This window comes from Bacillus sp. RHFS10 (genome assembly GCF_016757475.1).
Taxonomy (GTDB): domain Bacteria; phylum Bacillota; class Bacilli; order Bacillales; family Bacillaceae; genus Bacillus; species Bacillus subtilis_G.
The window spans coordinates 255642-280329 of record NZ_JAESPO010000003.1 but is presented as its reverse complement, the minus strand read 5'-3'; the positions used below and the strand labels follow the sequence as shown (position 1 = coordinate 280329).

Sequence of the window (24688 nt, the reverse complement as noted above, 5' to 3'; positions counted from 1 at the left end):
AAGAAGCTTTTAGGCGGCTTCTTCTATGCCGCCGTGGTTTGAAAATTCCCAAGATTCGGATTAGGAGGCCTTCCGTGAATATTGTGAAGAATGAACTTTTATATGAAGGAAAAGCAAAAAAGATCTACAAAACCGATGACGAAAACACGTTGTATGTCGTGTATAAAGACTCCGCCACTGCTTTTAACGGCGAGAAAAAAGCAGAAATCAGCGGCAAAGGGCGCTTAAATAACGAGATTTCAAGCTTGATTTTCAAACATCTTCACGCTAATGGCATTAACAACCACTTTATCGAGCGCATATCGGAAACGGAGCAGCTCATCAAAAAGGTAACGATTGTGCCGCTTGAAGTCGTCGTCAGAAATGTTGTGGCAGGAAGCATGTCCAAACGTCTCGGCATTCCAGAAGGCACCGAGCTTGAACAGCCGATTATCGAGTTTTACTACAAGGATGACGCGCTGGGTGATCCGCTCATCACGGAAGATCATATTTGGCTCTTGAAAGCGGCAACTCCTGAGCAGGTAGAAAACATTAAGTCCGTTACAAAAACAGTAAATGAAGAGCTTCAAACCATTTTTGCCGATTGTCACGTCAGATTAATAGATTTTAAGCTTGAATTCGGTTTAGATCCAGACGGACAAGTGCTTTTGGCCGATGAAATTTCACCGGACACATGCCGCTTGTGGGATAAAAACACGAACGAAAAGCTGGACAAAGATTTATTCAGACGCAATCTTGGAAGCTTAACCGACGCATATGAAGAGATTTTCAAAAGACTGGGAGGCATTCATCATGTATAAAGTAAAAGTTTATGTCAGCTTAAAAGAAAGTGTACTAGATCCACAAGGGAGCGCTGTCCAGCATGCCTTGCACAGTATGACTTACAACGAAGTTCAAGATGTGCGCATCGGTAAATATATGGAGCTTACGATCGAAAAATCTGACCGTGATCTTGACATGCTAGTGAAAGAAATGTGCGAAAAACTTCTTGCGAATACAGTGATTGAAGATTACAGATACGAAGTTGAGGAGGTAGTCGCACAGTGAAATTTGCGGTGATTGTGTTACCTGGATCCAACTGTGATATCGATATGTATCATGCTGTAAAGGATGAGCTCGGCCATGAAGCGGAATACGTCTGGCATGAGGAAACAAGCCTTGACGGCTTCGATGGCGTATTAATTCCGGGAGGATTTTCTTACGGCGATTATTTGAGATGCGGGGCTATTGCCCGATTTGCGAATATTATGCCAGCTGTCAAACAGGCGGCGGCTGAAGGAAAACCAGTTCTCGGCGTCTGCAACGGATTTCAAATTTTACAAGAGCTTGGCCTTCTGCCAGGCGCAATGAGACGCAACAAAGATTTGAAGTTCATTTGCCGGCCTGCTGAATTAATTGTTCAGAACGACGAAACATTATTCACATCTTCCTACGAAAAGGGCCAATCGATTACAATCCCGGTTGCTCATGGTGAAGGGAACTTCTACTGTGATGACGACACACTTGCTTCATTGAAAGAAAACAACCAAATTGCTTTCACATACGGCTCCGATATTAACGGAAGTGTCAGCGGCATTGCCGGTGTCGTGAATGAGAAAGGCAACGTATTAGGCATGATGCCTCACCCTGAGCGCGCGGTCGATGAACTGCTTGGAAGCGCCGACGGTCTTAAATTATTTCAGTCTATCGTGAAAAATTGGAGGGAAACTCATGTCACTACTGCTTGAACCAAGTAAAGAACAAATAAAAGAAGAGAAAATGTATCAGCAAATGGGTGTCAGTGATGATGAGTTTGCATTGATTGAATCCATTCTTGGCAGATTGCCGAACTACACAGAAATCGGAATTTTTTCTGTCATGTGGTCAGAGCATTGCAGCTACAAAAACTCTAAGCCGATTCTGCGTAAATTCCCGACAAGCGGCGAGCGTGTGCTGCAAGGTCCGGGGGAAGGCGCCGGAATCGTTGATATCGGTGACAACCAAGCGGTTGTGTTCAAAATTGAATCACATAACCACCCATCAGCTCTCGAGCCTTATCAAGGTGCTGCGACTGGCGTAGGCGGCATTATCCGTGACGTATTCTCAATGGGTGCCCGTCCAATCGCTGTATTGAACTCTCTTCGATTTGGTGAACTGACTTCACCGCGTGTGAAGTACTTGTTTGAAGAAGTAGTAGCGGGTATCGCGGGATACGGCAACTGTATCGGCATCCCGACAGTCGGCGGAGAAGTGCAGTTTGACAGCAGCTATGAAGGAAATCCGCTCGTTAACGCAATGTGCGTCGGTTTAATTAATCATGAAGACATTAAAAAAGGCCAGGCGAAGGGTGTCGGCAACACAGTGATGTACGTAGGAGCGAAAACAGGGCGTGACGGAATCCACGGCGCTACGTTTGCTTCGGAAGAAATGTCTGATTCGTCTGAAGACAAGCGCTCTGCCGTTCAAGTCGGCGATCCGTTTATGGAAAAGCTTTTGCTTGAAGCATGTCTGGAAGTCATCCAATGTGATGCGTTAGTCGGCATTCAGGATATGGGAGCTGCCGGTTTAACAAGCTCAAGCGCGGAAATGGCAAGTAAAGCCGGCTCTGGCATTGAGATGAATCTTGACCTGATTCCTCAGCGTGAAACAGGTATGACTGCATATGAAATGATGCTTTCTGAATCACAGGAGCGGATGCTTTTGGTCATCGAGCGCGGACGTGAGCAGGAGATCATCGATATTTTTGACAAGTACGATCTTGAAGCGGTTTCTGTCGGACGTGTAACAGATGATAAGATGCTTCGCCTCACACACAAAGGTGAGATTGTGTGCGAGCTGCCCGTTGATGCCTTGGCAGAAGAAGCGCCGGTTTACCATAAGCCTTCTCAAGAGCCTGCTTACTACCGCGAGTTTTTAGAGACGGATGTTCCGGCTCCGCAAATTGAAAATGCGAATGAAACACTGAAGGCACTCCTGCAGCAGCCGACGATCGCAAGCAAAGAGTGGGTTTACGATCAATATGACTACATGGTGCGGACGAACACAGTTGTCGCTCCTGGATCTGACGCAGGTGTTCTCAGAATCCGCGGAACGAAAAAGGCGCTGGCGATGACGACAGACTGTAACGCGCGTTATCTCTATCTTGATCCTGAAGTCGGCGGAAAAATTGCTGTCGCTGAAGCGGCGCGCAACATCATTTGCTCAGGTGCAGAGCCGCTTGCGGTCACAGATAACCTTAACTTCGGAAACCCGGAGAAACCGGAAATCTTCTGGCAGATCGAAAAAGCGGCTGACGGCATCAGCGAGGCGTGCAATGTTCTCAGCACACCGGTTATCGGCGGAAACGTATCGCTTTACAACGAATCAAACGGCACGGCGATTTACCCGACACCTGTTATCGGCATGGTCGGCTTAATTGAAGATACAGCCCACATTACAACACAGCATTTCAAACAAGCGGGTGATCTCGTCTACGTGATCGGTGAAACAAAACCTGAGTTTGCGGGAAGCGAGCTGCAAAAAATGACAGAAGGCAGCATTTACGGAAAAGCGCCGCAAATCGATCTTGATGTAGAGCTGTCACGCCAAAAAGCATTGCTTGACGCGATTAAAAAAGGCTTTGTTCAATCCGCGCATGATGTGTCTGAAGGCGGCTTAGGCGTAGCGATTGCAGAAAGTGTCATGACGACGGAAAACCTTGGCGCGAACGTGACTGTAGAAGGGGAAGCGGCGTTATTATTCTCTGAATCTCAATCCCGCTTTGTCGTTTCTGTGAAAAAAGAACATCAAGCAGCGTTTGAAGCGACTGTAAAAGATGCCGTTCATATCGGTGAGGTAACAGCGGACGGACTTCTGGCGATTCAAAACCAAGACGGACAACAATTGATTCATGCGCAAACGAATGATCTTGAACGCGCATGGAAAGGAGCTATCCCATGCTTGCTGAAATCAAAGGCTTAAATGAAGAGTGCGGCGTATTTGGGATTTGGGGACATGAAGAAGCTCCGCAAATCACGTATTACGGTCTCCACAGCCTCCAGCACCGAGGACAGGAGGGCGCTGGCATTGTGGCGACAGACGGTGAAAAACTGACGGCGCACAAAGGCCAAGGGCTGATCACGGAAGTATTTCAAAATGGCGAGCTCAGCAAAGTAAAAGGAAAAGGCGCAATCGGGCACGTTCGGTACGCAACGGCTGGAGGCGGCGGATACGAAAATGTTCAGCCGCTCCTCTTCCGTTCCCAAAACAACGGCAGCCTGGCGCTTGCCCATAACGGAAACCTAGTCAATGCCACTCAGCTGAAGCAGCAGCTCGAAAATCAAGGGAGTATCTTTCAGACCTCTTCGGACACAGAGGTTTTGGCTCACCTGATCAAAAGAAGCGGTCACTTCACGCTGAAGGATCAAATGAAAAACTCGCTTTCCATGCTGAAAGGGGCCTACGCATTCCTGATCATGACCGAAACAGAAATGATCGTCGCGCTCGACCCGAACGGGCTCAGACCGCTGTCAATCGGCATGATGGGCGACGCTTATGTGGTCGCATCAGAAACGTGCGCATTTGATGTGGTCGGCGCGACGTACCTTCGTGAGGTAGAACCGGGCGAAATGCTGATCATCAATGATGAAGGCATGAAATCAGAGCGTTTTTCCATGAATATCAACCGTTCCATTTGCAGCATGGAGTACATTTATTTCTCAAGGCCGGACAGCAATATTGAAGGGATTAACGTGCACAGTGCGCGTAAAAACCTTGGGAAAATGCTTGCTCAGGAATCCGCAGTTGAAGCCGATGTCGTAACAGGGGTTCCGGATTCCAGTATTTCAGCGGCGATCGGCTATGCAGAAGCAACAGGCATCCCGTACGAGCTCGGCTTAATCAAAAACCGTTATGTCGGCAGAACGTTTATTCAGCCGTCTCAGGCTCTTCGTGAGCAAGGCGTCAGAATGAAGCTTTCTGCTGTGCGCGGGGTTGTGGAAGGCAAACGAGTCGTTATGGTAGATGACTCGATCGTGCGCGGAACAACAAGCCGCCGGATTGTCACGATGCTCAGAGAAGCGGGTGCGACAGAAGTGCATGTGAAAATCAGTTCACCGCCGATCGCTCATCCGTGCTTTTACGGCATTGATACTTCCACTCACGAAGAACTGATCGCGTCTTCCCATTCAGTTGAAGAAATCCGTCAGGAAATCGGAGCTGACACTCTCTCATTTTTGAGTGTGGAAGGGCTGCTGAAAGGCATCGGCAGAAAATACGATGACTCTAATTGCGGACAGTGTCTCGCTTGCTTTACAGGAAAATATCCGACTGAAATTTACCAGGATACAGTGCTTCCTCATGTAAAAGAAGCGGTATTAACCAAATAAACCTTGAAAATGACATAAAGGCAGCGCAGTTCGGCTGCCTTCTCTTTCTGCCCTCGTTCGGGGGAGATATTTTGAAAAAGCGCCTAAAGGAGTGAATAGGATGTCTGAAGCATATAAAAACGCAGGGGTTGACATCGAAGCCGGATATGAAGCTGTAAAACGAATGAAAAAACATGTGGAGCGTACAAAACGGCTTGGCGTTATGGGCAGCCTTGGCGGTTTTGGCGGCATGTTTGACCTGTCTGAGCTTTCTTATCAAAAACCGGTTTTAATTTCGGGAACAGATGGTGTCGGCACAAAATTAAAGCTCGCTTTTTCTATGGATAAGCATGACACGATTGGCGTGGACGCTGTTGCGATGTGTGTCAATGACGTGCTGGCACAAGGTGCAGAGCCGCTATTTTTCCTTGATTATTTAGCGGTCGGCAAAGCGGATCCTGTGAAAATTGAGCAAATCGTACAAGGTGTGGCGGACGGCTGTGAGCAGTCAGGTTCAGCCTTAGTCGGCGGCGAAACAGCTGAAATGCCGGGACTATATACAGCTGATGAATACGATATTGCCGGTTTCTCAGTCGGAGTGGTTGAAAAGGACGAAATCGTGACTGGTGAAAACATCGAGGAGGGCCATCTATTGATCGGCCTCAGCTCCAGCGGCCTTCACAGCAACGGATTTTCCCTTGTCAGAAAAGTGCTTCTAGATGATGCGGAGCTGGATCTTGATAAAACATACGAACCGTTTGACCGCCGACTTGGCGAGGAGCTGCTTGAACCGACAAGAATTTACGTGAAGCCTGTGCTCGCCGCGGTGAAGAGTGGAAAAGTCGACGGCATGGCGCACGTGACAGGCGGAGGATTCATCGAAAATATCCCGCGCATGCTTCCAGAAGGCTTAAGCGCGGAAATCGATCACGGCTCATGGCCGATCCCGCCGATTTTCTCTTTCCTGCAAGAGTACGGCAAGCTGAAGGAAGAAGACATGTTCAACGTCTTTAATATGGGCATCGGCTTTGTTTTGGCAGTCAAAGAAGAGCATCTGACAGATGTGATCGAAACGCTTGAAAGCCATGGCGAAAAAGCCTATTTGATCGGGCGTGTGAAACAAGGCGAAGGCGTCACATTCGGCGGTGCGGCACTTTCATGAAAAAAATTGCGGTATTTGCATCCGGAAACGGTTCAAACTTCGAAGCCATCGTCACTTGTTTGAAAGAGGAGAACTGGGATGCGTCCGTATCGCTTCTCGTTTGCGACAAACCGCAGGCGAAAGTCATCGAACGGGCGGAAACGTTCCATATTCCATCCTTTGCATTTGAACCGAAGTCTTATGAAAACAAGGCCGCATTTGAACGGGCCATTATTGAACAGCTTCACCTTCATAACGTTGAATTGATCGTTCTCGCCGGCTATATGAGGCTGATCGGTGACACGCTGCTTCAGGCTTACGGAGGAAAAATCATTAACATTCACCCGTCGCTTCTTCCGGCGTTCCCCGGAATCGACGCAGTCGGGCAGGCGTACCGCGCGGGTGTGAAGGTTGCCGGAATCACCGTGCATTATGTCGATGAAGGAATGGATACAGGCCCGATCATCGCTCAAAAGGCAATCGAAATTAACGAACATGATACATTGGAAACAATCGAACAGCGGATTCACAAACTTGAGCATAAATGGTATCCCATTGTGATTAAACAGCTATTAGAATTAAATAACAGAGGTGAAAAGGCATGACCATTAAACGTGCATTAATCAGTGTTTCAGATAAAACAAATCTCGTTCCTTTCGTAAAAGAACTGACAGAGCTTGGCGTTGAAGTCATTTCAACAGGCGGAACGAAAAGGCTTCTTCAAGAAAACGGTGTGAATGTCATCGGAATTTCTGAAGTGACAGGCTTTCCTGAAATTATGGACGGACGGCTTAAAACACTTCATCCGAATATTCATGGCGGCCTTCTGGCGGTTCGCGGCAATGAAGAGCATATGGCGCAGATCAATGAACATGGGATTCAGCCGATTGACCTCGTTGTCGTCAACCTCTATCCATTTAAAGAAACGATTTCTAAAGCAGATGTCACATATGAAGAAGCGATCGAAAATATCGACATCGGCGGCCCGGGCATGCTGCGTGCGGCATCAAAAAACCATCAGGATGTAACGGTTATCGTCGATCCGACGGATTACAGCCCAGTGCTGAATCAAATCAAAGAAGAAGGCGGCGTATCACTTCAGAAAAAACGCGAGCTGGCGGCAAAAGTATTCCGTCATACTGCGGCGTATGATGCACTGATCGCTGACTATCTGACAGATGTTGTCGGTGAAAAAGAACCAGAGCAATTCACTGTGACATTTGAGAAAAAACAATCACTTCGCTACGGAGAAAACCCGCATCAGGAAGCGACATTCTATCAAACAGCTCTTCCTGTCAAAGGCTCCATTGCGCAAGCAGAACAGCTTCACGGAAAAGAGCTTTCTTACAACAACATTAAAGACGCGGACGCGGCAGTTCAAATCGTTCGCGAATTCACTGAGCCGGCTGCGGTTGCCGTCAAGCATATGAATCCGTGCGGCGTAGGAACTGGAAAAACGATCGCAGAAGCGTTTGACAGAGCGTTTGAAGCGGATAAAACTTCGATCTTCGGCGGCATTATCGCCCTGAACCGCGAAGTGGACAAGGCAACTGCCGAAGCGCTTCACAACATTTTCTTAGAAATCATCATTGCGCCTTCATTCAGCCAAGAAGCGCTTGACATCCTGACTGCGAAGAAAAATCTTCGTCTGCTGACACTTGATATGACAGCTGCTGCTCAAAAGGAAAAACAGCTGACATCTGTTCAAGGCGGACTGCTGATTCAAGATTTGGATATGCACGGCTTTGATGATGCTGAGATCAGCGTTCCGACAAAAAGAGAGCCGAACGAGCAAGAGTGGGAAGACTTGAAGCTTGCTTGGAAAGTCGTGAAGCATGTGAAATCAAATGCGATCGTTCTCGCGAAGGACAACATGACAGTCGGCGTGGGAGCAGGCCAAATGAACCGTGTCGGATCAGCAAAAATCGCCATTGAGCAAGCAGGTGAAAAAGCGAAAGGCAGCGCGCTCGGTTCTGATGCATATTTCCCAATGCCGGATACTGTCGAAGAAGCGGCAAAAGCGGGCGTTACGGCCATCATTCAGCCAGGCGGATCGATCCGTGATGAGGATTCCATCAAAAAAGCAGATGAGTACGGCATTGCCATGGTATTCACTGGCATTAGACACTTCAAACATTAAGGGGATGAAAACGACGTGAATGTATTCATTATCGGTAAAGGCGGAAGAGAACATACGATGGCATGGAAGGCGGCGCAAAGCAGTCTCGTAGAGAACGTATTTGCAGCTCCAGGAAATGACGGTATGGCTGATTCCGCACAGCTTGTAAACATTGAGGAAAGCGATCACGCCGGGCTTGTCTCGTTTGCAAAAGAAAATCAGGTCGGCCTGACCATTGTTGGCCCCGAGGTTCCTTTAATTGAAGGTCTGGTGGATGAATTCGAAAAGGCCGGTCTGCGTGTGTTCGGCCCGTCAAAAGCCGCTGCGATCATCGAAGGCAGCAAACAGTTCGCTAAGGATTTAATGAAGAAATACGATATTCCGACTGCAGAATATGACACGTTCACATCCTTTGAAGAGGCAAAGGCATATGTGCAGGAAAAAGGCGCTCCGATTGTCATAAAAGCAGATGGACTTGCGGCTGGAAAAGGCGTAACCGTTGCTATGACAGAGGAAGAAGCGATTGCATGTCTGCATGATTTTCTTGAGGATGAAAAATTCGGTGATGCGAGCGCGTCTGTTGTCATTGAAGAATTTCTTTCCGGCGAAGAATTTTCTCTGATGGCATTCGTCAAAGGAGAAAAGGTGTATCCAATGGTGATTGCCCAAGATCACAAGCGGGCGTTTGATGGAGACAAAGGCCCGAATACGGGCGGAATGGGCGCTTACTCTCCAGTTCCGCAAATTTCAGAAGAAACCGTCCGCCATGCGGTGGAAACGATCGTCAAGCCGACTGCAAAAGCAATGGTACAAGAAGGCCGTTCCTTCACTGGCGTTTTGTACGCGGGATTGATGCTCACTGAAAACGGCTCAAAGGTCATCGAATTTAATGCCCGTTTTGGCGACCCGGAAACACAGGTCGTGCTTCCGCGCATGGAATCTGATCTGGTACAGGTGCTTCTTGATCTTTTAGAAGATAAAGAAGTCGACTTGAAATGGAAGGATACCGCGGCAGTGAGTGTGGTGCTTGCTTCAGAAGGGTACCCGGAAAGCTATGCAAAGGGCACGCCGATTGGCAACCTTGCAGCGGAAACTGATCAGGTTGTGGTCTTTCATGCCGGAACGAAAGCAGAAGGCGGAGAGTTCGTCACAAACGGAGGCCGCGTCGCCAATGTGACGGCTTTTGATGAAACATTTGAAGCGGCGAGAGACCGAGTGTACAAAGCCGTTGATGAGATCATCAAGCCGGGACTCTTTTTCAGAAAAGACATTGGGGCACGCGCTTTAAAGGCTGCCCAAAAATAAAGTGAAGAAAACCCGCAGAGGTTGAACTGCGGGTTTTTTGTTATGCAAAAGCGGGGTGGTGTGCGGAAGAAGAAAGCACAACCAGCGTGGTTGGTTTTCCGTGGACCATCGAGGCGTCAATAAAATCTTCAAGCGTATGTACCGATTCTGTCACCACTTTTGTCACATAACTGTACATGCCTGTAATGCGGTGGTTTTCTGTCACATCCGGATGCGCTGTGGCAAAGGCGGCGTAGTGTTTGCAGCTTTTCGGTTCCATCAGGATAAAAGCGGTAACATGCTTGTTTAGTTTTTCATAACAGATATTCGCGCTGTAGCCGGTAATCACTCCTTTGTCTTCCAGCTTCCTGACACGTTCCGCCGCGCTTGGAGAGCTGAGTCCAACAAGCTTTCCCAGCTCAACCATCGTTAATCTGCCATTTCGCTGCAAATGCGAGAGGATGTGAAGGTCTGTTTCGTCCATTTGTCTGGCTCCTTTACATGTTTAAGAGAATTCGTGAAAATTCCTTTTATCATAAGGTGATGCTGTCGATTTAACTTAATTGTAGCATATGGATGCCGTCTTATTTTTCCTATAATAAAGCCATCAACGGGAGAGGAGGCATCATGTTGCCAGAATTGCAGCGTTCGATCACTTGGATACAAGGGACGGCATTAACGATTGGGGCCGTTTTAGGCTGCGGGATATTAATTCTGCCGTCTGTCACAGCTGACGCAGCCGGTCCTGCTTCTTTATTTGTTTGGGTGTTCATGTCTTTCTTATCATTTCTTCTTGTCGGCACGCTGGCCCGGCTTGTGAAAATAGCGCCCAGCGCCGGAGGAATCACGGCTTATGTGCAGTTGGCTTTTCAGAAAAAAGCCGGAGCGGTTTTGGGCTGGATCATGTTAGGGTCCGTTCCAATCGGTGTTCCTGTCATCGCTTTGACTGGCGCGCATTACGTCAGTTACGTCACAGATGCTTCGGATTGGCAGATTACATTGATTGCAGGTTGTATGTTGGGTGTCTCCATTTTGCTTCATATAAAAGGCATTCAACTATCCGCTAATATCAGTACACTCGTTATTTGTGTCATCGTAATTCTGCTTGTCACTTCGATTGCCGTGTCATTTCCTCACGTCAAAGCAGCAGAATTCAAGCCGTTTCTTCCGCATGGCTGGTCTGCCGCAGGATCTGTTTCTGTAATGATTTTTTTCTCTTTTGTAGGCTGGGAAATGATTACACCATTGGCTGAAGAGTTTACACATCCTGAAAAAGATGTCCCGCTCAGCTTGTTTTTAGCGGCAACTTGTGTGGCAGGGCTGTATATCATGCTGTCGTTTGTGACGATAGGTACTCATTCATACGGAGTGAATGGAGAAATCGCATCACTTGCCATGCTCATATCAAAAGGAGTCGGTGAAGGCGGAGTATATGTAACGGTGTGTTTAGCACTGTTTATCACATTCGCCACCATTCATGCTAATATTGCGGGTTTTTCCAGAATGGTGTACGCATTGGCGAGAGAGGGGCACATTCCCGTATATTTCGGGAAACTCAGTGAGACAAAACTTACGCCTATCCGTGTATTAACAGCGCTGGCCGCAGTGTTTGGCTTCGTGCTTGCGGCATATGGCCTTTTTAAAACCGATTTAACAACACTGTTAAAAGGGCCGAGTGCGGCATTCATCGCATCATACATATGTACAATGGCGGCAGCGCTAAAACTGTTGAGCTGGAGAGATTCAGGCTGGTGGATGGCGTTAGGGGCTTTTGCGGCGTGCGCAGTGATTTACTCATTCAGCGGCTGGGCAGTCCTTTATCCAGCAGCACTGGCAGCCGCAGGGTATCTCTATATGAAGACAAAGAAATGTCATGAGAAAAAGCCTGATCACGTTTCGTGATCAAGCTTTTTTTGTTCATCTGTCTTGATGCTCTTGTTCGTTATGACCGGAAGCGCTGTTTTGAAGCATGTAGGTCACAGGGCAGAAGCGCAGGATTCCCGATCCTGCTTTCATGGCCCCCATAAAGATGTAAAAGAGGTGCATTCTGCACCAAGGCTTTTTCGTAAACTTTGCGCTGGCGGCTGACATAATCGTCAGTCCGCAGGCGATTCTGAAGACGGCATTGATGAGACTGATGTTTGGCTTCATGGAAATCCGCTCCTTTTTAATTAAAAAAGTTTTTTAATTGAACCTTCAAAAATTTGTAACGTTTTTATCATGCGTGATGAGGAAGGATGTGATAACATGAGTCTAATACATGTAAAGGAGAGTATGTGAATGTCCGAACGCACCTTTAACTGGAAAAACAAAGACATCAGGGCACAGGTTGATGTTGTAGACTCAAAGCTGCTTCCAACGCTCCTTTTACGGAATGCTCTCGTCTTAAATCCATATGTAAAACAATGGCTGAAAAAAAACATTTGGATTTATCAGGACCGCATTGTTTATGTGGGTCATGAACTTCCGAATAGAGCCGAAGAAATTCATACAATTGATTGTGAAGGAAAATACATTGTGCCAGGGTATATCGAACCGCACGCACATCCTTTTCAAATATATAATCCCCAAACCCTGGCGGAATATGTGTCTCAATACGGAACAACGACATTTGTGAATGATAACTTATTTTTGCTTTTACAAAGCGGAAAAAAGAAAGCGCTTACCATTTTAAATGAACTCAAAAAGCAGCCTGTTCAATATTTTTGGTGGTCACGTTATGACCTCCAAACCGAAGTTCTGAACGAGGATCATGTTCTTCCGTTTGATGTCAGAAAGCAGTGGATTGAACATCCGGATGTGATTCAAGGCGGAGAAATGACCGGATGGCCGCGTTTGGTAGATGGTGATGATTTAATGCTTCACTGCATGCAAGCTACAAAGAAGCAGAGAAAACGCATTGAAGGGCATTTTCCCGGCGCTTCAAATAAAACGCTTACAAAAATGAAGCTGTTCGGAGCGGATTGTGATCATGAAGCGATGACAGGTGATGAAGTGATGAGAAGGCTGGAACTGGGCTACTATGTTTCCCTTCGGAACTCTTCCATTCGCCCTGATGTAAGAAAAATCTTGCGGGAGCTGCATGAGAAGGGTTTCCGCTATTATGACCATTTCTTTTACACGACAGACGGCGCGACGCCTAATTTTTATAAAGGTGGCATGACAAACGAGCTGATCCGCATCGCGTTAGAAGAAGGAGTCTCGGCAATCGACGCCTACAATATGGCATCATTTAATATTGCAAAGTATTATCAAATGGATGATTATTTAGGAGTTGTCGGACCGGGAAGGCTGGCATCGCTGAACGTACTAGAAGATCCGTTAAATCCCAATCCCGTGACCGTTCTCTCAAAAGGGGTCATCCTTCGTGAAGATGGCTGTGATTTGAAGGCGTTTACAAAGACGGGCTGGAGCAAAGGCGGTCTTGTCCCGCTTGAGCTTTCATATGATATGACGATGGATGATTTACAGTTTTCCATGCCGATGGGCGTGAAAATGCGGAATGCGGTCATTATGGAGCCGTATATGATTGAGATCGACAATTCGATGGAACAGCTCTCATTTGACCATGATGAAAGTTATTTGACGATGCTTGACAGACATGGGAAATGGCGTGTCAATACGATGATAAAAGGCTTTGCCTCAAGCGTGCAGGGATTTGTGAGCTCCTTTACGACGACAGGTGATATTGTCGCGATCGGAAAAAATAAAGCGGATATGCTGCTCGCTTTCGCCCGCATGAAAGAGATCGGAGGAGGAATCGTTCTTGCGGAAAACGGGAACATTCTGCATGAAATTCCGCTTGCGCTGTGCGGCTGTGCCTCTTCGGAAGCGTATGAAGACGTGCTGGAGAAGGAACAAAAGCTGAAAGATCTTTTGACTGAAAGAGGTTACGAGTTTTGTGATCCCGTCTATACGCTGCTCTTTTTGCAAAGTACGCACCTTCCGTATATACGCATTACGCCTAGAGGAATCTTCGACGTCATGAAAAAAACTGTACTCTTTCCATCGATAATGCGTTAAAATATAAAAGAGCGGGGAGCCGACATATGAAAAAATGGATGACAGTTTGCGTGCTGTGTATCGTGTTTTTTCTGCTGGTATCCTGCCAGCAGAAGGATGCTGTCCCGGATTCTGCAAAGAAGCCGAAAGCTCCTTTGACAGGACTGGAGACGGAACAGAAGGTGACTGAACGCCGGCCTGTTGCTGTTATGGTGAATAATCACCCGAAGGCGAGGCCGCAGTCAGGACTGTCTAAAGCCGATATTGTCATAGAAGCGCTTGCCGAAGGGCAAATTACGAGATTTCTGGCCATTTTCCAAAGCCAGATGCCCGAAACTGTCGGGCCTGTGCGGAGCGCGCGGGAATATTTCGTCACTCTCAGCAATGGCTTTGACAGCATATTTGTCCATCACGGCTGGAGTCCCGGCGCCAAAGAGCAGCTGGAATCCGGAGCTGCCGATTATATGAACGGATTGGATTTTGACGGAAGCTTATTTTGGAGAGCTGATTTCAGCGAACCGCCCCACAATTCCTACACGTCTTATGATTACATAAAAAAGGCGGCGGAGCAAATGGGATATGAGCTGAAGCAGAAAACAGATCCGCTGCTGTTTCAAACATCAGAAGCAAAACCTGCAAATGACTTTTACAATGTTCGGGTAGATTATGGAACAAAGAACGTTACGAATCTTGTCGAATACAACTATGATAAAAAAGCCGAAGCTTATACAAGAAGCTCTGATGGTGTCATTACGACAGACCGGGAAACCGGAAAGCCGGTTGCAATGCAGAATATTTTCATTGTTGAAGCGAGCCATCATATTATTGATCAAGATGGAAGGCGGGACATCGATCTAGAATCAGGGGGGAAAGGTCTGTTGTTTCAGCGCGGAAACGTTATTGAAACAGACTGGAAACAAGTAAACGGCAGAATTGTGCCGGTAAAAGACGGCAAATGGCTGCCGCTTGTGCCCGGAAAAACTTGGATCAATATCGTGCCTGATCTCGATGCGGCTTCCATTAGTAAAGGAGAAGGTGTGTAACGATGCAAATCGATAAATTACGCGGCAAAGAGCTGGACCAGTTATTCAACTCGATCTTATCGCTGAAAGACCTGGAGGAATGTTACCGGTTCTTCGATGATCTTTGCACAATTAACGAAATTCAATCGCTGGCTCAGCGCCTAGAAGTGGCGCGCATGCTTCGCGAAGGTAACACGTATCATAAGATTGAAACAGAAACAGGCGCTTCCACGGCTACGATTTCCCGTGTGAAACGCTGCTTAAATTACGGAAATGACGCTTATGAAATGGCGCTTGATCGTGTGAAGGAGACGGAAACAGGGTCTTCTTCAAAATAACAAAGAGCCGCCCTGCCGTTTGGCATGGGCGGTTTCTTTATGAAACAAATTGGTTGATCAGTTTGTCGATGTCGACGATGCTTCCGTCTTCTTTTCGATAGACAACATGCTCCTTGGAAAAGTGGATGGGGGAATTGATGCCGGCTGCGGCTGCGAGATTAAACAGTCCCTCGCGCAGCGAAATGACGTAGTTGCAGACACGATGCTGTTTTTCCTCAACGCTCAGTGCTTGTTGCAGTTTTGGATCTGTTGTCGCTACGCCTGCCGGACATGTGTTGGTGTGGCAGACGAGGGCGCGGATACAGCCGACAGAAAACATCATCCCGCGCGCAATATTGACAAAGTCAGCGCCGAGGGCTAAGGCGACCGCAATTTTGTCAGGAGTCAGGAGCTTTCCGGAAGCAAAGATTTTCAGCTGGCCGCGCAAGCCGTATTGTCTAAGCAGTGTATCAACCATAGGCAGCGCTGTCATAATCGGAAGGCCGACTGTGTCAGCGAGCTCATAAAAGGAAGCGCCAGTACCGCCTTCACTCCCGTCTATCGTAATAAAATCCGGATGCTTTCCGCTTTTCTGCATATAAGAGAAAAGCTCGCGCAATTCGTCAGGGTGGCCTGCGACAAGTTTGATTCCCACAGGCTTTTGCCCGACATCTCTAAGTTTCTCGATAAAGTCGAGCATTTCAGGAGCGTTTGAAAATTCATGAAAGCGATTCGGGCTGTCAATTGATTTCCCGGGTTCGACATTCCGGATGTCTGCCACTTCCTCTGATACTTTGGCGCCATCCACATGGCCGCCGCGGGTTTTCGCTCCTTGCGCCAGCTTTAGCTCAAACGCTTTAATTTGGTCAAGCCTGCTTTTTCTTTTAAACTCCTCCCATGAAAATTCTCCGTTTCTTTTGCGCACGCCGAAAAGACCCGGACCGATTTGGCAAATGATATCGGCGCCGCCCTTTAAGTGATACTCAGATAATCCCCCTTCACCGGTATTCATCCATGTGCCGCCAGCCTGATGAAGCCCTTTTGAGAGCGCCGTAATCGCTCGTTCTCCAAGGGAACCGTAGCTCATGGCGGACTGGCCGACTAATCCCTTCACATAAAAAGGCTTCTCGCATGTATGGGAGCCGATCACCTGCACATCATCAGGGTGGAGATAATACGGATCGGCCTTGATTTGTTCGGCGTGTTCCTTTCGTTTGAACAGATTGTCAGCTTCTATTTCATAGATTTGGGTTTCAATTTTAGGTGTTTGGTTTACGTGCAATTCTTTTTTTTGTTTCGGAAATAGAGCATTACGGATATAAAAGCCCGGTTTGTCAAAATCTTTTACAGATCCAAAGCCCATCATTCTGCTTTTGTATTTGCCCGAGATAACGGTTTGCTCATATTCCTTTCGTGAAAAGGGCTTGCCCTCATTGTCATTGCTGAATAAATACTGCCTGAGTTCCGGCCCGATTTTTTCAAGGATATATCGAAATCTTCCAAGCAAGGGGTAGTTGCGGAGGATCGAATGCTCCTGCTGTTTTTCATCCTTTATGTAGATCCAGAGAAACAAAACGATGGGGATGGCAATGATCCCGATAAGAAAAGCGATAAGTGCAATGATGAGGGTTTCCATCTGTCATCCTCCCTTTTTTATGTAACCTTTTCCACAGTTGAGCGCTTTCCAAACAATAACAGAAGGGAGTCATTTGCCTAGGCCTTGATGCTATTGAAGGCTTTCTAGAGCTTTCTTTTTTTATGAAAAAAGAATCAAAACACCTTTTTCAGTGAATAACGAGATTAACGGCTTTTTCCGTTTTTACGCGCTATGTGAATTTGTTATAATGTTTAAATGGTAACAAACGAATGGAGGAACGTATGACGTGTACGATGTAACGGAGTGGAAGCATGTCTTTAAACTCGACCCAAATAAAGATTTGCCTGATGAACAGCTGGAGATTCTTTGTGAATCAGGAACGGATGCGGTCATTATCGGAGGAAGCGATGGTGTGACAGAGGACAATGTCTTGCGCATGATGTCAAAGGTGAGACGGTTTTTAGTGCCGTGTGTCCTTGAGGTGTCAGCGATTGAAGCGATCGTTCCCGGCTTTGACTTATATTTTATTCCGAGTGTACTAAACAGCAAAAACGCGGACTGGATTGTCGGAATGCACCAGAAGGCCATGAAGGAATACGGAGAACTGATGTCTATGGAAGAAATTGTGGCGGAAGGCTACTGCATCGCAAATCCGGATTGCAAAGCGGCTGCATTAACTGAGGCGAATGCCGATCTGAGTGTTGACGATATTGCCGCCTATGCGCGTGTGTCTGAGCTGCTGCAGCTTCCCATTTTTTATTTGGAATACAGCGGTATGCTTGGAGACATAGAAGCCGTGAAGAAAACGAAGGCTGTATTGGAAACGTCCACCCTGTTTTACGGCGGCGGCATCAAGGACGCGGAAACGGCAAAGCAGTTTGCGGAGCATGCGGACGTGGTTGTTGTAGGCAATGCGGTGTATGAAGATTTTGACCGGGCTTTAAAAACAGTAGCGGCTGTGAAAGGCGAGTAGTAAATTGTACGGATTTGGTTTATGATAGAACATATGTTTTGTATAGGCGGGTGAACGAATTTTGAATTACATTAGCAATCAATTATTAAGCGGATTAAACCCTGTTCAGCAGGAAGCTGTAAAAACAACGGACGGGCCCCTCTTGCTGATGGCGGGAGCGGGAAGCGGAAAGACGCGTGTTCTGACACACAGAATCGCTTTTTTAATGGCGGAAAAACATGTGGCGCCGTGGAACATTCTGGCGATCACATTTACAAATAAAGCGGCACGAGAAATGAAAGAACGTGTGGAAAGCATTCTCGGACCGGGCGCGGACGATATCTGGATTTCCACATTCCACAGCATGTGCGTGCGGATTTTGCGCAGAGATATCGACCGGATCGGGATCAACCGCAATTTCTCCATCCTTGATACGGCGGACCAGCTTTCGGTCATCAAAGGGATTTTGAAGGAACGCAATCTTGATCCGAAAAAGTTTGATCCGAGAAGCATCCTGGGCACGATCAGCGGTGCGAAAAACGAATTGACCGAACCGGAGGAATTCTCTAAAGTTGCCGGCGGTTATTACGATCAGGTGGTCAGCGACGTATATGCTGATTATCAGAAAAAGCTTTTGAAAAACCAGTCGCTCGATTTCGATGATTTAATTATGACAACGATTAAACTGTTTGACCGTGTGCCGGAAGTGCTTGAATTTTATCAGCGCAAATTCCAGTACATCCATGTTGATGAGTATCAGGATACGAACAGAGCCCAATACATGCTTGTTAAGCAGCTTGCGGAGCGTTTCCAGAACCTTTGCGTGGTCGGGGACTCGGATCAGTCGATCTACAGATGGCGCGGCGCGGATATCGCCAACATCCTTTCGTTTGAAAAAGATTATCCGAACGCAAGCGTGATTTTGCTTGAACAAAACTACCGGTCAACGAAACGGATTTTGAGCGCGGCTAACGAGGTCATCAAAAACAACTCAAACCGCAAACCGAAAAATCTGTGGACGGAAAACGATGATGGCGTCAAAATTGCTTACTACCGCGGAGATAACGAGTTCGGCGAAGGACAGTTTGTTGCCGGTAAAATTTATCAGCTTCACAGCTCAGGCAAGCGGAAGCTGTCGGATATCGCCATTTTGTACAGGACAAACGCCCAGTCCCGTGTAATTGAGGAAACGCTTCTCAAAGCTGGCTTGAACTATAACATTGTCGGCGGCACAAAGTTCTATGACAGAAAAGAAATTAAAGACATTCTCGCGTACCTGCGCCTCGTATCCAACCCGGATGACGATATCAGCTTCACACGTATTGTCAACGTGCCGAAGCGCGGAGTCGGCGCCACTTCACTTGAAAAAATCGCTTCGTATGCGGCGATGAACGGCTTGTCGTTTTTCCAAGCGATTCAGCAGGTTGATTTTATCGGCGTCAGCGCTAAGGCGGCCAACGCGCTCGACAGCTTCAGACAGATGATTGAGAACCTGACCAATATGCAGGACTACTTGTCTATTACAGAGCTGACAGAAGAAATTCTCGATAAGACCGAATACAGAGAAATGCTGAAGGCTGAGAAATCAATCGAAGCCCAAAGCCGTTTAGAAAACATCGACGAGTTCCTGTCTGTCACGAAAAACTTTGAACAGAAAAGCGAAGATAAAACACTCGTTGCGTTCCTGACAGATTTGGCACTGATCGCCGATATCGATCAGCTCGACCAGAAAGAAGAGGAATCCGGCGGCAAGGATGCGATCACGCTGATGACGCTGCACGCCGCAAAAGGGCTGGAGTTCCCGGTTGTTTTCTTGATGGGGCTTGAAGAAGGCGTCTTCCCGCACAGCCGTTCACTGATGGAGGAAGCGGAAATGGAAGAAGAGCGCCGCCTTGCTTACGTTGGGATTACAAGAGCGGAGCAGGAGCTTTATCTGACCAACGCCAAAATGCGCACCTTGTTTGGCCGAACAAATATGAACCCGGAATCTCGCTTTATTGCTGAAATACCGGATGATTTATTGGAAAACCTAAATGAGAAAAAAGAAACGAGAACGCCGTCTGCGAGAAAAATGCAGCCGAGACGCGGCCCTGTTTCACGTCCGGTATCCTACGCTGGCAAAACAGGCGGTGACTCCTTAAACTGGGCAGTTGGAGATAAGGCCGGCCATAAAAAATGGGGAACAGGAACTGTCGTCAGTGTGAAAGGCGAAGGAGAAGGGACGGAGCTTGATATCGCCTTCCCGAGCCCTGTCGGCGTAAAACGCCTATTAGCGGCATTCGCTCCTATTGAAAAGCAGTAATTGAAGAGGAAAGGAAGAAGCAGATGGACCAAGAAACAGCGAAGCAGCGGGCAGAAGAACTGCGCCGCACCATCAACAAGTATAGCTATGAATATTACACCTTAGATGAACCGAGCGTCCCTGATGCCGAATACGACAGATTGATGCAGGAGCTGATTGCGATCGAGGAGGAGCATCCAGACCTCAGAACGCCTGACTCTCCTACGCAGCGTGTCGGCGGAGCCGTGCTTGAAGCGTTTCAGAAAGTCACTCACGGCACGCCGATGCTCAGTTTGGGCAACGCCTTTAATGCTGATGATCTCCGTGATTTTGACCGCCGGGTGCGTCAGGCGGTCGGTGACGATGTGGCGTATAATGTGGAGCTGAAAATAGACGGTCTTGCTGTTTCTCTCCGTTATGAAGACGGCTATTTTGCCAGAGGCGCCACAAGAGGTGATGGCACGACTGGTGAGGATATTACGGAGAATCTGAAGACGATCCGCAATATCCCGCTCAAAATGAAACGTGGTCTGTCCATCGAAGTGCGCGGCGAGGCGTATATGCCGAAGCCTTCGTTTGAAGCGCTCAATGAGGAACGGATCAAAAATGAAGAAGAACCGTTTGCCAATCCGCGAAATGCCGCCGCGGGCTCACTCAGACAGCTCGATCCGAAAATTGCGGCGAAACGAAATCTCGATATCTTCGTCTACAGTATAGCGGAGCTTGATGAAATTGGGGTGGAGACGCAAAGCCAGGGACTTGATTTTCTCGATGAAATCGGATTTAAAACGAATCAGGAACGACAAAAATGCCGCAGCATAGAAGAAGTCATCGCGCTGATCGATGAGTTTCAGGCTAAGCGCGCTGACCTCCCGTATGAAATTGACGGCATCGTCATTAAAGTAGATTCCCTCGATCAGCAGGAGGAGCTCGGTTTTACGGCGAAAAGCCCGCGCTGGGCCATCGCGTATAAATTTCCTGCTGAAGAGGTCGTGACAAAGCTTCTCGATATCGAATTAAATGTCGGCAGAACGGGTGTCATTACGCCGACAGCGGTTCTCGAGCCGGTAAAAGTTGCCGGCACAACGGTCTCAAGAGCATCCCTGCATAATGAAGATTTAATTAAAGAGAAGGACATTCGGATCTTGGATAAGGTCGTCATCAAAAAAGCGGGCGATATCATTCCGGAAGTCGTAAACGTCCTAGTTGAACAGCGCACGGGAGAAGAAAAGGAATTCAGCATGCCGACGGAATGTCCGGAATGCGGAAGCGAGCTCGTTCGTATCGAAGGAGAAGTGGCGCTCCGCTGCATTAATCCTGAATGCCCGGCGCAAATCCGGGAAGGGCTGATCCATTTCGTTTCCCGCAATGCCATGAACATTGACGGGCTTGGCGAACGAGTCATCACACAGCTGTTTGAGGAGAACCTTGTTCGCAATGTGGCGGATTTGTATAAGCTGACAAAGGAACAGGTCATTCAGCTCGAACGAATGGGAGAAAAGTCCACTGAAAACCTGATCGGCTCCATCCAAAAATCAAAAGAAAATTCGTTAGAACGCTTGCTATTCGGGCTCGGCATCCGTTTTATCGGCTCAAAGGCCGCAAAGACGCTCGCTATGCATTTTGAAAGTTTGGAGAACCTGAAAAAAGCTTCCAAAGAGGAGCTTCTCGCGATCGATGAAATCGGTGAAAAAATGGCTGACGCGGTCATCACTTATTTTCATAAAGAAGAAATGCTTGATCTCTTGAATGAACTTCAGGAGCTGGGCGTAAACACACTCTACAAAGGCCCGAAAAAAGTAAAAGCAGAGGACAGCGATTCTTACTTTGCCGGTAAAACAATTGTTCTGACAGGAAAGCTGGAAGAACTGTCTAGAAACGAAGCCAAAGCGCAAATCGAAGCGCTCGGCGGAAAGCTGACTGGAAGCGTCAGCAAAAACACAGACTTGGTCATCGCCGGAGAAGCGGCGGGAAGCAAGCTGACAAAAGCGCAAGAGCTGGACATTGAAGTGTGGAATGAAGAGCAGTTAATAGGAGAGCTAAAGAAATAAGAGGAGTGTTTTCTATTGAAAAAGACGTTGGCAATGGCGGCAACGGCGGCAGTGTTAATGCTGTCTGCCTGCTCGTCAGGTTTTGGGGGGGAGAAGGAGGAAGAGATCACGCAAAAGACAGCGAAATCGTCAGAAAAAGCGATTGTCCCGAAATATAATATCTCTGACTCCTATTACAAAATGGTGCTGCCATTTAAGGCGGGAAAAGCGCGAGGCTTGACGACGGAACAGCTGAATACAAGACTGGACATTGATGAGTTTGAAACAGGGCTGATGCGTCTTGCCCAAGATTCTTTCTCGACTGAAGATTACCTGTTCCAAGAAGGGCAATATTTAGATGAAGATACAGTATTAAGCTGGCTGGCACGGAAAAAAACAGGCTCAGATCTGAAAAAAGCCCAAAAAGAAGATAAAGACTTCAAAAATGAAGGATTGAACCCGGCGCTGCCAAACTCCGGTTCAACAGAAGAGAAATACGAAAGCAGCCCGGTTTATTTAGCGTCCATGCTGGAGCACGATTATTTAGTCAGAAAAGACAAGAATTCCATCCAGCTTGGCGGCGTGATGATCGGACTGGCGTTGAACTCTGTGTATTACTATCGTGAAAAAACAGGCGACCCTCAAAAAGAGGTGGAGATTAAGGACAGCACGCTCCGCAAACAGGGAGAAAAAATCGCACAGGAGGTCATTAACCGCCTCCGTAAAAAAGATAACCTGAAGAATGTGCCGATCACCATCGCGCTTTACAAGCAGGCGTCAAAAACATCGATTGTACCGGGGAACTTCATCTCCAAAACAGAAGTCAAAGCAGGCTCCACGGATATCTCGAATTGGGATGACATCAATGAAACTTATGTTTTTTATCCGGCGGATACAACCACAGCAGAAAAATACCCGGATGACACCGAGGTCTTTAAGCGGTTCAAAAACTCAATCGAAGAGTATTTCCCGAACTACACAGGCGTTGTAGGTGCAGCGTTGTATGAAAATGATGAAATGACGAAAATGAAGATCGACATTCCAATGCAATTCTATGGAAAAAGTGAAGTCGTCGCGTTTACCCAGTTCTTAACGGGTGAAGTGATGGATTACTACTCTAAGAGCTCACTTAATCTCGAAGTGAATATCAAATCTTCAGATGGACAGGAAGCGGTCATTATCCGCAATGCAGGAGATAAAGAGCCGACTGTTCATATTTATGACTAAAATAAGGTAACCCCTTGCGTCGCAACGGCGCTGGGGTTATTTTGCGTTTGTGTTGAATTTAGGTATCATTGGAGGGGATATATATTTATGTTATGATGTTCTAAAAATAGAAAAGGGTTGAAATTATGAAAAATAAATCCTTTTATTTCATATGGGCGGGTCAATCGATTGCCAATTTAGGGGATTCTCTATATGTGCTGGTTCTGACCCTATTCACCTATCAAGTCACAGACTCAGCTTTTTTGGCATCGCTTGTGGCTATGATGCAATTTGTCGGACAGTCATTAAGCGCAGTATTTATACCTGTTTTTATTAATAAATACAGGCTCAAACAAATTTTGATTTTTTTGCAGCTGACGCAAACTATTCTTTTATCTTTGCTGCTTGTTATATTTATCATAGATTTTAAATCTATTTTTATCTTTTTTTTGATCGTATTTTTCATGTCGCTGTTAGATGGAGGAACCATCCCGGTCAGAAATTCTATGATTCCCCGTTTTGTTCCCAAATCCATGCTATTGAAAGCAAATAGTCTTGTATTAACCTCTGATCAAATCGTGCTCCTGCTCGGTTGGCTGCTCGGCGGCATTTTGATCAAATGGCTCGGGCCCCAATTGCTTTTAATGCTGACTTTTGTGCTTTATGGCACTTCGACAGTGTCTTTATTTTTTGTCAAGGATGCCGGGAAAGGAGATGCTGAAAAAGAAGAAAATGAGTCTTTTATTGATAAAATCTCAGCTGGCTGGAAAGCGATTTATCAAATGCCTGTCATCAGAATGCTGACTGTTCTAGAACTTTTATCTATGTTTGGCAGAAGCATTTGGACTGGGGCCATCATTCTTGTTTATGTCGATGAAGTGCTTCATAAAAGTGAGACATGGTGGGGATTTATTAATGCAAGCTATTTCGCCGGCACCATTACAGGCGGTTTAATTGTATGGAAACTTTCGAAAAACATCAGTGGAAAACTGTTCTCAATGATCTTATGGACATCACTTGCCATAGGCGCTTGCACATTATGTCTTGCACTAAACAAGTATGCGCTGGCATCCCTGCTTTTTGTCTTTATTCTGGGACCATCATTTCAGCTCAGGGGGATTGCGATCAGAACGTATGTACAGGAGAACATAAACGAAACAATGCTGCCGAAAATCCTGTCTGCTCAGCATACAATAAGTACATTTGTATACGGCGCTTCCATCTTAATTATGAGCAGTCTTACTGATTGGCTTGGTGTGCAATATGTCTTTTTCTTGAATTTTATCATTTTTACTGCTTCAGCACTTCTATCAATAAAATTAAAAAATGAACAAATATAGACAATATATTATAAATATTTACAAAGATATTTTTGTATGTTTAAATGGGTGTTGTTAAATATTTTTGTAAAGA

General features: G+C 46.8%; 21 protein-coding genes. 18 read left to right on the top strand and 3 right to left on the bottom strand.

Annotation, left to right across the window (positions count from 1 at the left end):
- The first annotated feature begins 74 nt into the window (after positions 1-74).
- The 9 genes from purC to purD all read left to right on the top strand — a co-directional run bounded on the left by purC (position 75) and on the right by purD (position 9889).
- Entirely contained in the window at positions 75-800 is a 726-nt protein-coding gene (purC, locus tag JMN17_RS13775; protein ID WP_202328345.1) for a phosphoribosylaminoimidazolesuccinocarboxamide synthase, read from the top strand.
- Entirely contained in the window at positions 793-1047 is a 255-nt protein-coding gene (gene purS / locus JMN17_RS13770) for a phosphoribosylformylglycinamidine synthase subunit PurS (protein WP_087991342.1), read from the top strand. The genes purC and purS overlap by 8 nt, the downstream gene beginning before the upstream one ends.
- On the top strand, positions 1044-1727 hold the full coding sequence (gene purQ / locus JMN17_RS13765) for a phosphoribosylformylglycinamidine synthase subunit PurQ (RefSeq protein WP_087991343.1): 684 nt from the start codon (positions 1044-1046) through the stop codon (positions 1725-1727). Before purS ends, purQ begins: the two co-directional genes overlap by 4 nt.
- Positions 1711-3939: a phosphoribosylformylglycinamidine synthase subunit PurL gene (purL, locus tag JMN17_RS13760; RefSeq protein ID WP_087991344.1), complete on the top strand. Its 2229-nt coding sequence runs from the start codon at positions 1711-1713 to the stop codon at positions 3937-3939. Before purQ ends, purL begins: the two co-directional genes overlap by 17 nt.
- Positions 3915-5345, top strand: a complete 1431-nt coding sequence (purF, locus tag JMN17_RS13755; protein WP_087991345.1) for an amidophosphoribosyltransferase — start codon at positions 3915-3917, stop codon at positions 5343-5345. Before purL ends, purF begins: the two co-directional genes overlap by 25 nt.
- A 100-nt stretch (positions 5346-5445) precedes the next feature.
- Complete coding sequence (gene purM / locus JMN17_RS13750; protein WP_087991346.1) at positions 5446-6486, top strand: phosphoribosylformylglycinamidine cyclo-ligase; 1041 nt, start codon at positions 5446-5448, stop codon at positions 6484-6486.
- Positions 6483-7070, top strand: a complete 588-nt coding sequence (gene purN / locus JMN17_RS13745) for a phosphoribosylglycinamide formyltransferase (RefSeq protein ID WP_202328344.1) — start codon at positions 6483-6485, stop codon at positions 7068-7070. Before purM ends, purN begins: the two co-directional genes overlap by 4 nt.
- A complete protein-coding gene (gene purH / locus JMN17_RS13740; protein ID WP_087991348.1) occupies positions 7067-8605 on the top strand; it encodes a bifunctional phosphoribosylaminoimidazolecarboxamide formyltransferase/IMP cyclohydrolase in 1539 nt (512 codons plus the stop codon). The genes purN and purH overlap by 4 nt, the downstream gene beginning before the upstream one ends.
- A 15-nt stretch (positions 8606-8620) precedes the next feature.
- Complete coding sequence (gene purD / locus JMN17_RS13735; RefSeq protein WP_202328343.1) at positions 8621-9889, top strand: phosphoribosylamine--glycine ligase; 1269 nt, start codon at positions 8621-8623, stop codon at positions 9887-9889.
- A gap of 40 nt (positions 9890-9929) precedes the next feature.
- On the opposite strand, the gene JMN17_RS13730 is transcribed toward purD, so the two are convergent.
- On the bottom strand, positions 9930-10352 hold the full coding sequence (locus JMN17_RS13730) for an Lrp/AsnC family transcriptional regulator (RefSeq protein WP_087991350.1): 423 nt from the start codon (positions 10350-10352) through the stop codon (positions 9930-9932).
- Between the two features lie 143 nt (positions 10353-10495).
- On the opposite strand from JMN17_RS13730, the gene JMN17_RS13725 reads away from it, so the two are divergent.
- Positions 10496-11770 carry an APC family permease gene (locus tag JMN17_RS13725; RefSeq protein ID WP_202328342.1) on the top strand — a complete coding sequence of 425 codons (1275 nt, stop codon included), beginning with the start codon at positions 10496-10498 and terminating at the stop codon, positions 11768-11770.
- 15 nt (positions 11771-11785) lie between these two features.
- On the opposite strand, the gene JMN17_RS13720 is transcribed toward JMN17_RS13725, so the two are convergent.
- Positions 11786-12019, bottom strand: a complete 234-nt coding sequence (locus JMN17_RS13720) for a YgaP family membrane protein (protein ID WP_087991352.1) — start codon at positions 12017-12019, stop codon at positions 11786-11788.
- A 129-nt stretch (positions 12020-12148) separates the two neighbouring features.
- Here JMN17_RS13720 and JMN17_RS13715 point away from each other — a divergent pair, with 129 nt between their 5' ends.
- From JMN17_RS13715 to JMN17_RS13705, 3 genes are read left to right on the top strand one after another with little or no spacing between them, the layout of a single operon-like run.
- A complete protein-coding gene (locus tag JMN17_RS13715; RefSeq protein WP_202328341.1) occupies positions 12149-13891 on the top strand; it encodes an adenine deaminase in 1743 nt (580 codons plus the stop codon).
- Positions 13892-13917: 26 nt separating this feature from the next.
- On the top strand, positions 13918-14913 hold the full coding sequence (locus JMN17_RS13710; protein WP_202328340.1) for a DUF3048 domain-containing protein: 996 nt from the start codon (positions 13918-13920) through the stop codon (positions 14911-14913).
- A 2-nt stretch (positions 14914-14915) separates the two neighbouring features.
- Positions 14916-15230: a YerC/YecD family TrpR-related protein gene (locus JMN17_RS13705; RefSeq protein WP_148963497.1), complete on the top strand. Its 315-nt coding sequence runs from the start codon at positions 14916-14918 to the stop codon at positions 15228-15230.
- A gap of 37 nt (positions 15231-15267) precedes the next feature.
- Here JMN17_RS13705 and JMN17_RS13700 read toward each other — a convergent pair whose 3' ends face one another.
- Positions 15268-16845 carry an FMN-binding glutamate synthase family protein gene (locus JMN17_RS13700; RefSeq protein ID WP_087991356.1) on the bottom strand — a complete coding sequence of 526 codons (1578 nt, stop codon included), beginning with the start codon at positions 16843-16845 and terminating at the stop codon, positions 15268-15270.
- Between the two features lie 247 nt (positions 16846-17092).
- Between JMN17_RS13700 and JMN17_RS13695 the strand changes: the two genes are divergently transcribed.
- The 5 genes from JMN17_RS13695 (at position 17093) to JMN17_RS13675 (ending at position 24615) form a co-directional block, all read left to right on the top strand.
- Positions 17093-17779 carry a heptaprenylglyceryl phosphate synthase gene (locus JMN17_RS13695; protein ID WP_087991357.1) on the top strand — a complete coding sequence of 229 codons (687 nt, stop codon included), beginning with the start codon at positions 17093-17095 and terminating at the stop codon, positions 17777-17779.
- A gap of 61 nt (positions 17780-17840) precedes the next feature.
- Positions 17841-20060: a DNA helicase PcrA gene (pcrA, locus tag JMN17_RS13690; protein ID WP_087991358.1), complete on the top strand. Its 2220-nt coding sequence runs from the start codon at positions 17841-17843 to the stop codon at positions 20058-20060.
- Positions 20061-20083: 23 nt separating this feature from the next.
- Positions 20084-22090 (top strand): NAD-dependent DNA ligase LigA, encoded by a 2007-nt coding sequence (gene ligA / locus JMN17_RS13685; protein WP_202328339.1) that lies wholly within the window; start codon positions 20084-20086, stop codon positions 22088-22090.
- A 15-nt stretch (positions 22091-22105) separates the two neighbouring features.
- The gene (locus JMN17_RS13680) at positions 22106-23296 is read left to right on the top strand and encodes a CamS family sex pheromone protein (protein ID WP_087991360.1); all 1191 of its coding nucleotides are present in this window, start codon (positions 22106-22108) and stop codon (positions 23294-23296) included.
- A gap of 125 nt (positions 23297-23421) precedes the next feature.
- Positions 23422-24615, top strand: a complete 1194-nt coding sequence (locus tag JMN17_RS13675) for an MFS transporter (RefSeq protein ID WP_087991361.1) — start codon at positions 23422-23424, stop codon at positions 24613-24615.
- The last annotated feature ends 73 nt before the right edge of the window (positions 24616-24688 follow it).

Coding starts and splice junctions, on each gene's coding strand:
- purS (WP_087991342.1), top strand. CDS start 793: ATGTATAAAGTAAAAGTTTATGTCAGCTTAAAAGAAAGTGTACTAGAT.
- purL (WP_087991344.1), top strand. CDS start 1,711: ATGTCACTACTGCTTGAACCAAGTAAAGAACAAATAAAAGAAGAGAAA.
- purF (WP_087991345.1), top strand. CDS start 3,915: ATGCTTGCTGAAATCAAAGGCTTAAATGAAGAGTGCGGCGTATTTGGG.
- purM (WP_087991346.1), top strand. CDS start 5,446: ATGTCTGAAGCATATAAAAACGCAGGGGTTGACATCGAAGCCGGATAT.
- purN (WP_202328344.1), top strand. CDS start 6,483: ATGAAAAAAATTGCGGTATTTGCATCCGGAAACGGTTCAAACTTCGAA.
- purH (WP_087991348.1), top strand. CDS start 7,067: ATGACCATTAAACGTGCATTAATCAGTGTTTCAGATAAAACAAATCTC.
- JMN17_RS13730 (WP_087991350.1), bottom strand. CDS start 10,352: ATGGACGAAACAGACCTTCACATCCTCTCGCATTTGCAGCGAAATGGC.
- JMN17_RS13725 (WP_202328342.1), top strand. CDS start 10,496: ATGTTGCCAGAATTGCAGCGTTCGATCACTTGGATACAAGGGACGGCA.
- JMN17_RS13720 (WP_087991352.1), bottom strand. CDS start 12,019: ATGAAGCCAAACATCAGTCTCATCAATGCCGTCTTCAGAATCGCCTGC.
- JMN17_RS13715 (WP_202328341.1), top strand. CDS start 12,149: ATGTCCGAACGCACCTTTAACTGGAAAAACAAAGACATCAGGGCACAG.
- JMN17_RS13710 (WP_202328340.1), top strand. CDS start 13,918: ATGAAAAAATGGATGACAGTTTGCGTGCTGTGTATCGTGTTTTTTCTG.
- JMN17_RS13705 (WP_148963497.1), top strand. CDS start 14,916: ATGCAAATCGATAAATTACGCGGCAAAGAGCTGGACCAGTTATTCAAC.
- JMN17_RS13700 (WP_087991356.1), bottom strand. CDS start 16,845: ATGGAAACCCTCATCATTGCACTTATCGCTTTTCTTATCGGGATCATT.
- ligA (WP_202328339.1), top strand. CDS start 20,084: ATGGACCAAGAAACAGCGAAGCAGCGGGCAGAAGAACTGCGCCGCACC.
- JMN17_RS13675 (WP_087991361.1), top strand. CDS start 23,422: ATGAAAAATAAATCCTTTTATTTCATATGGGCGGGTCAATCGATTGCC.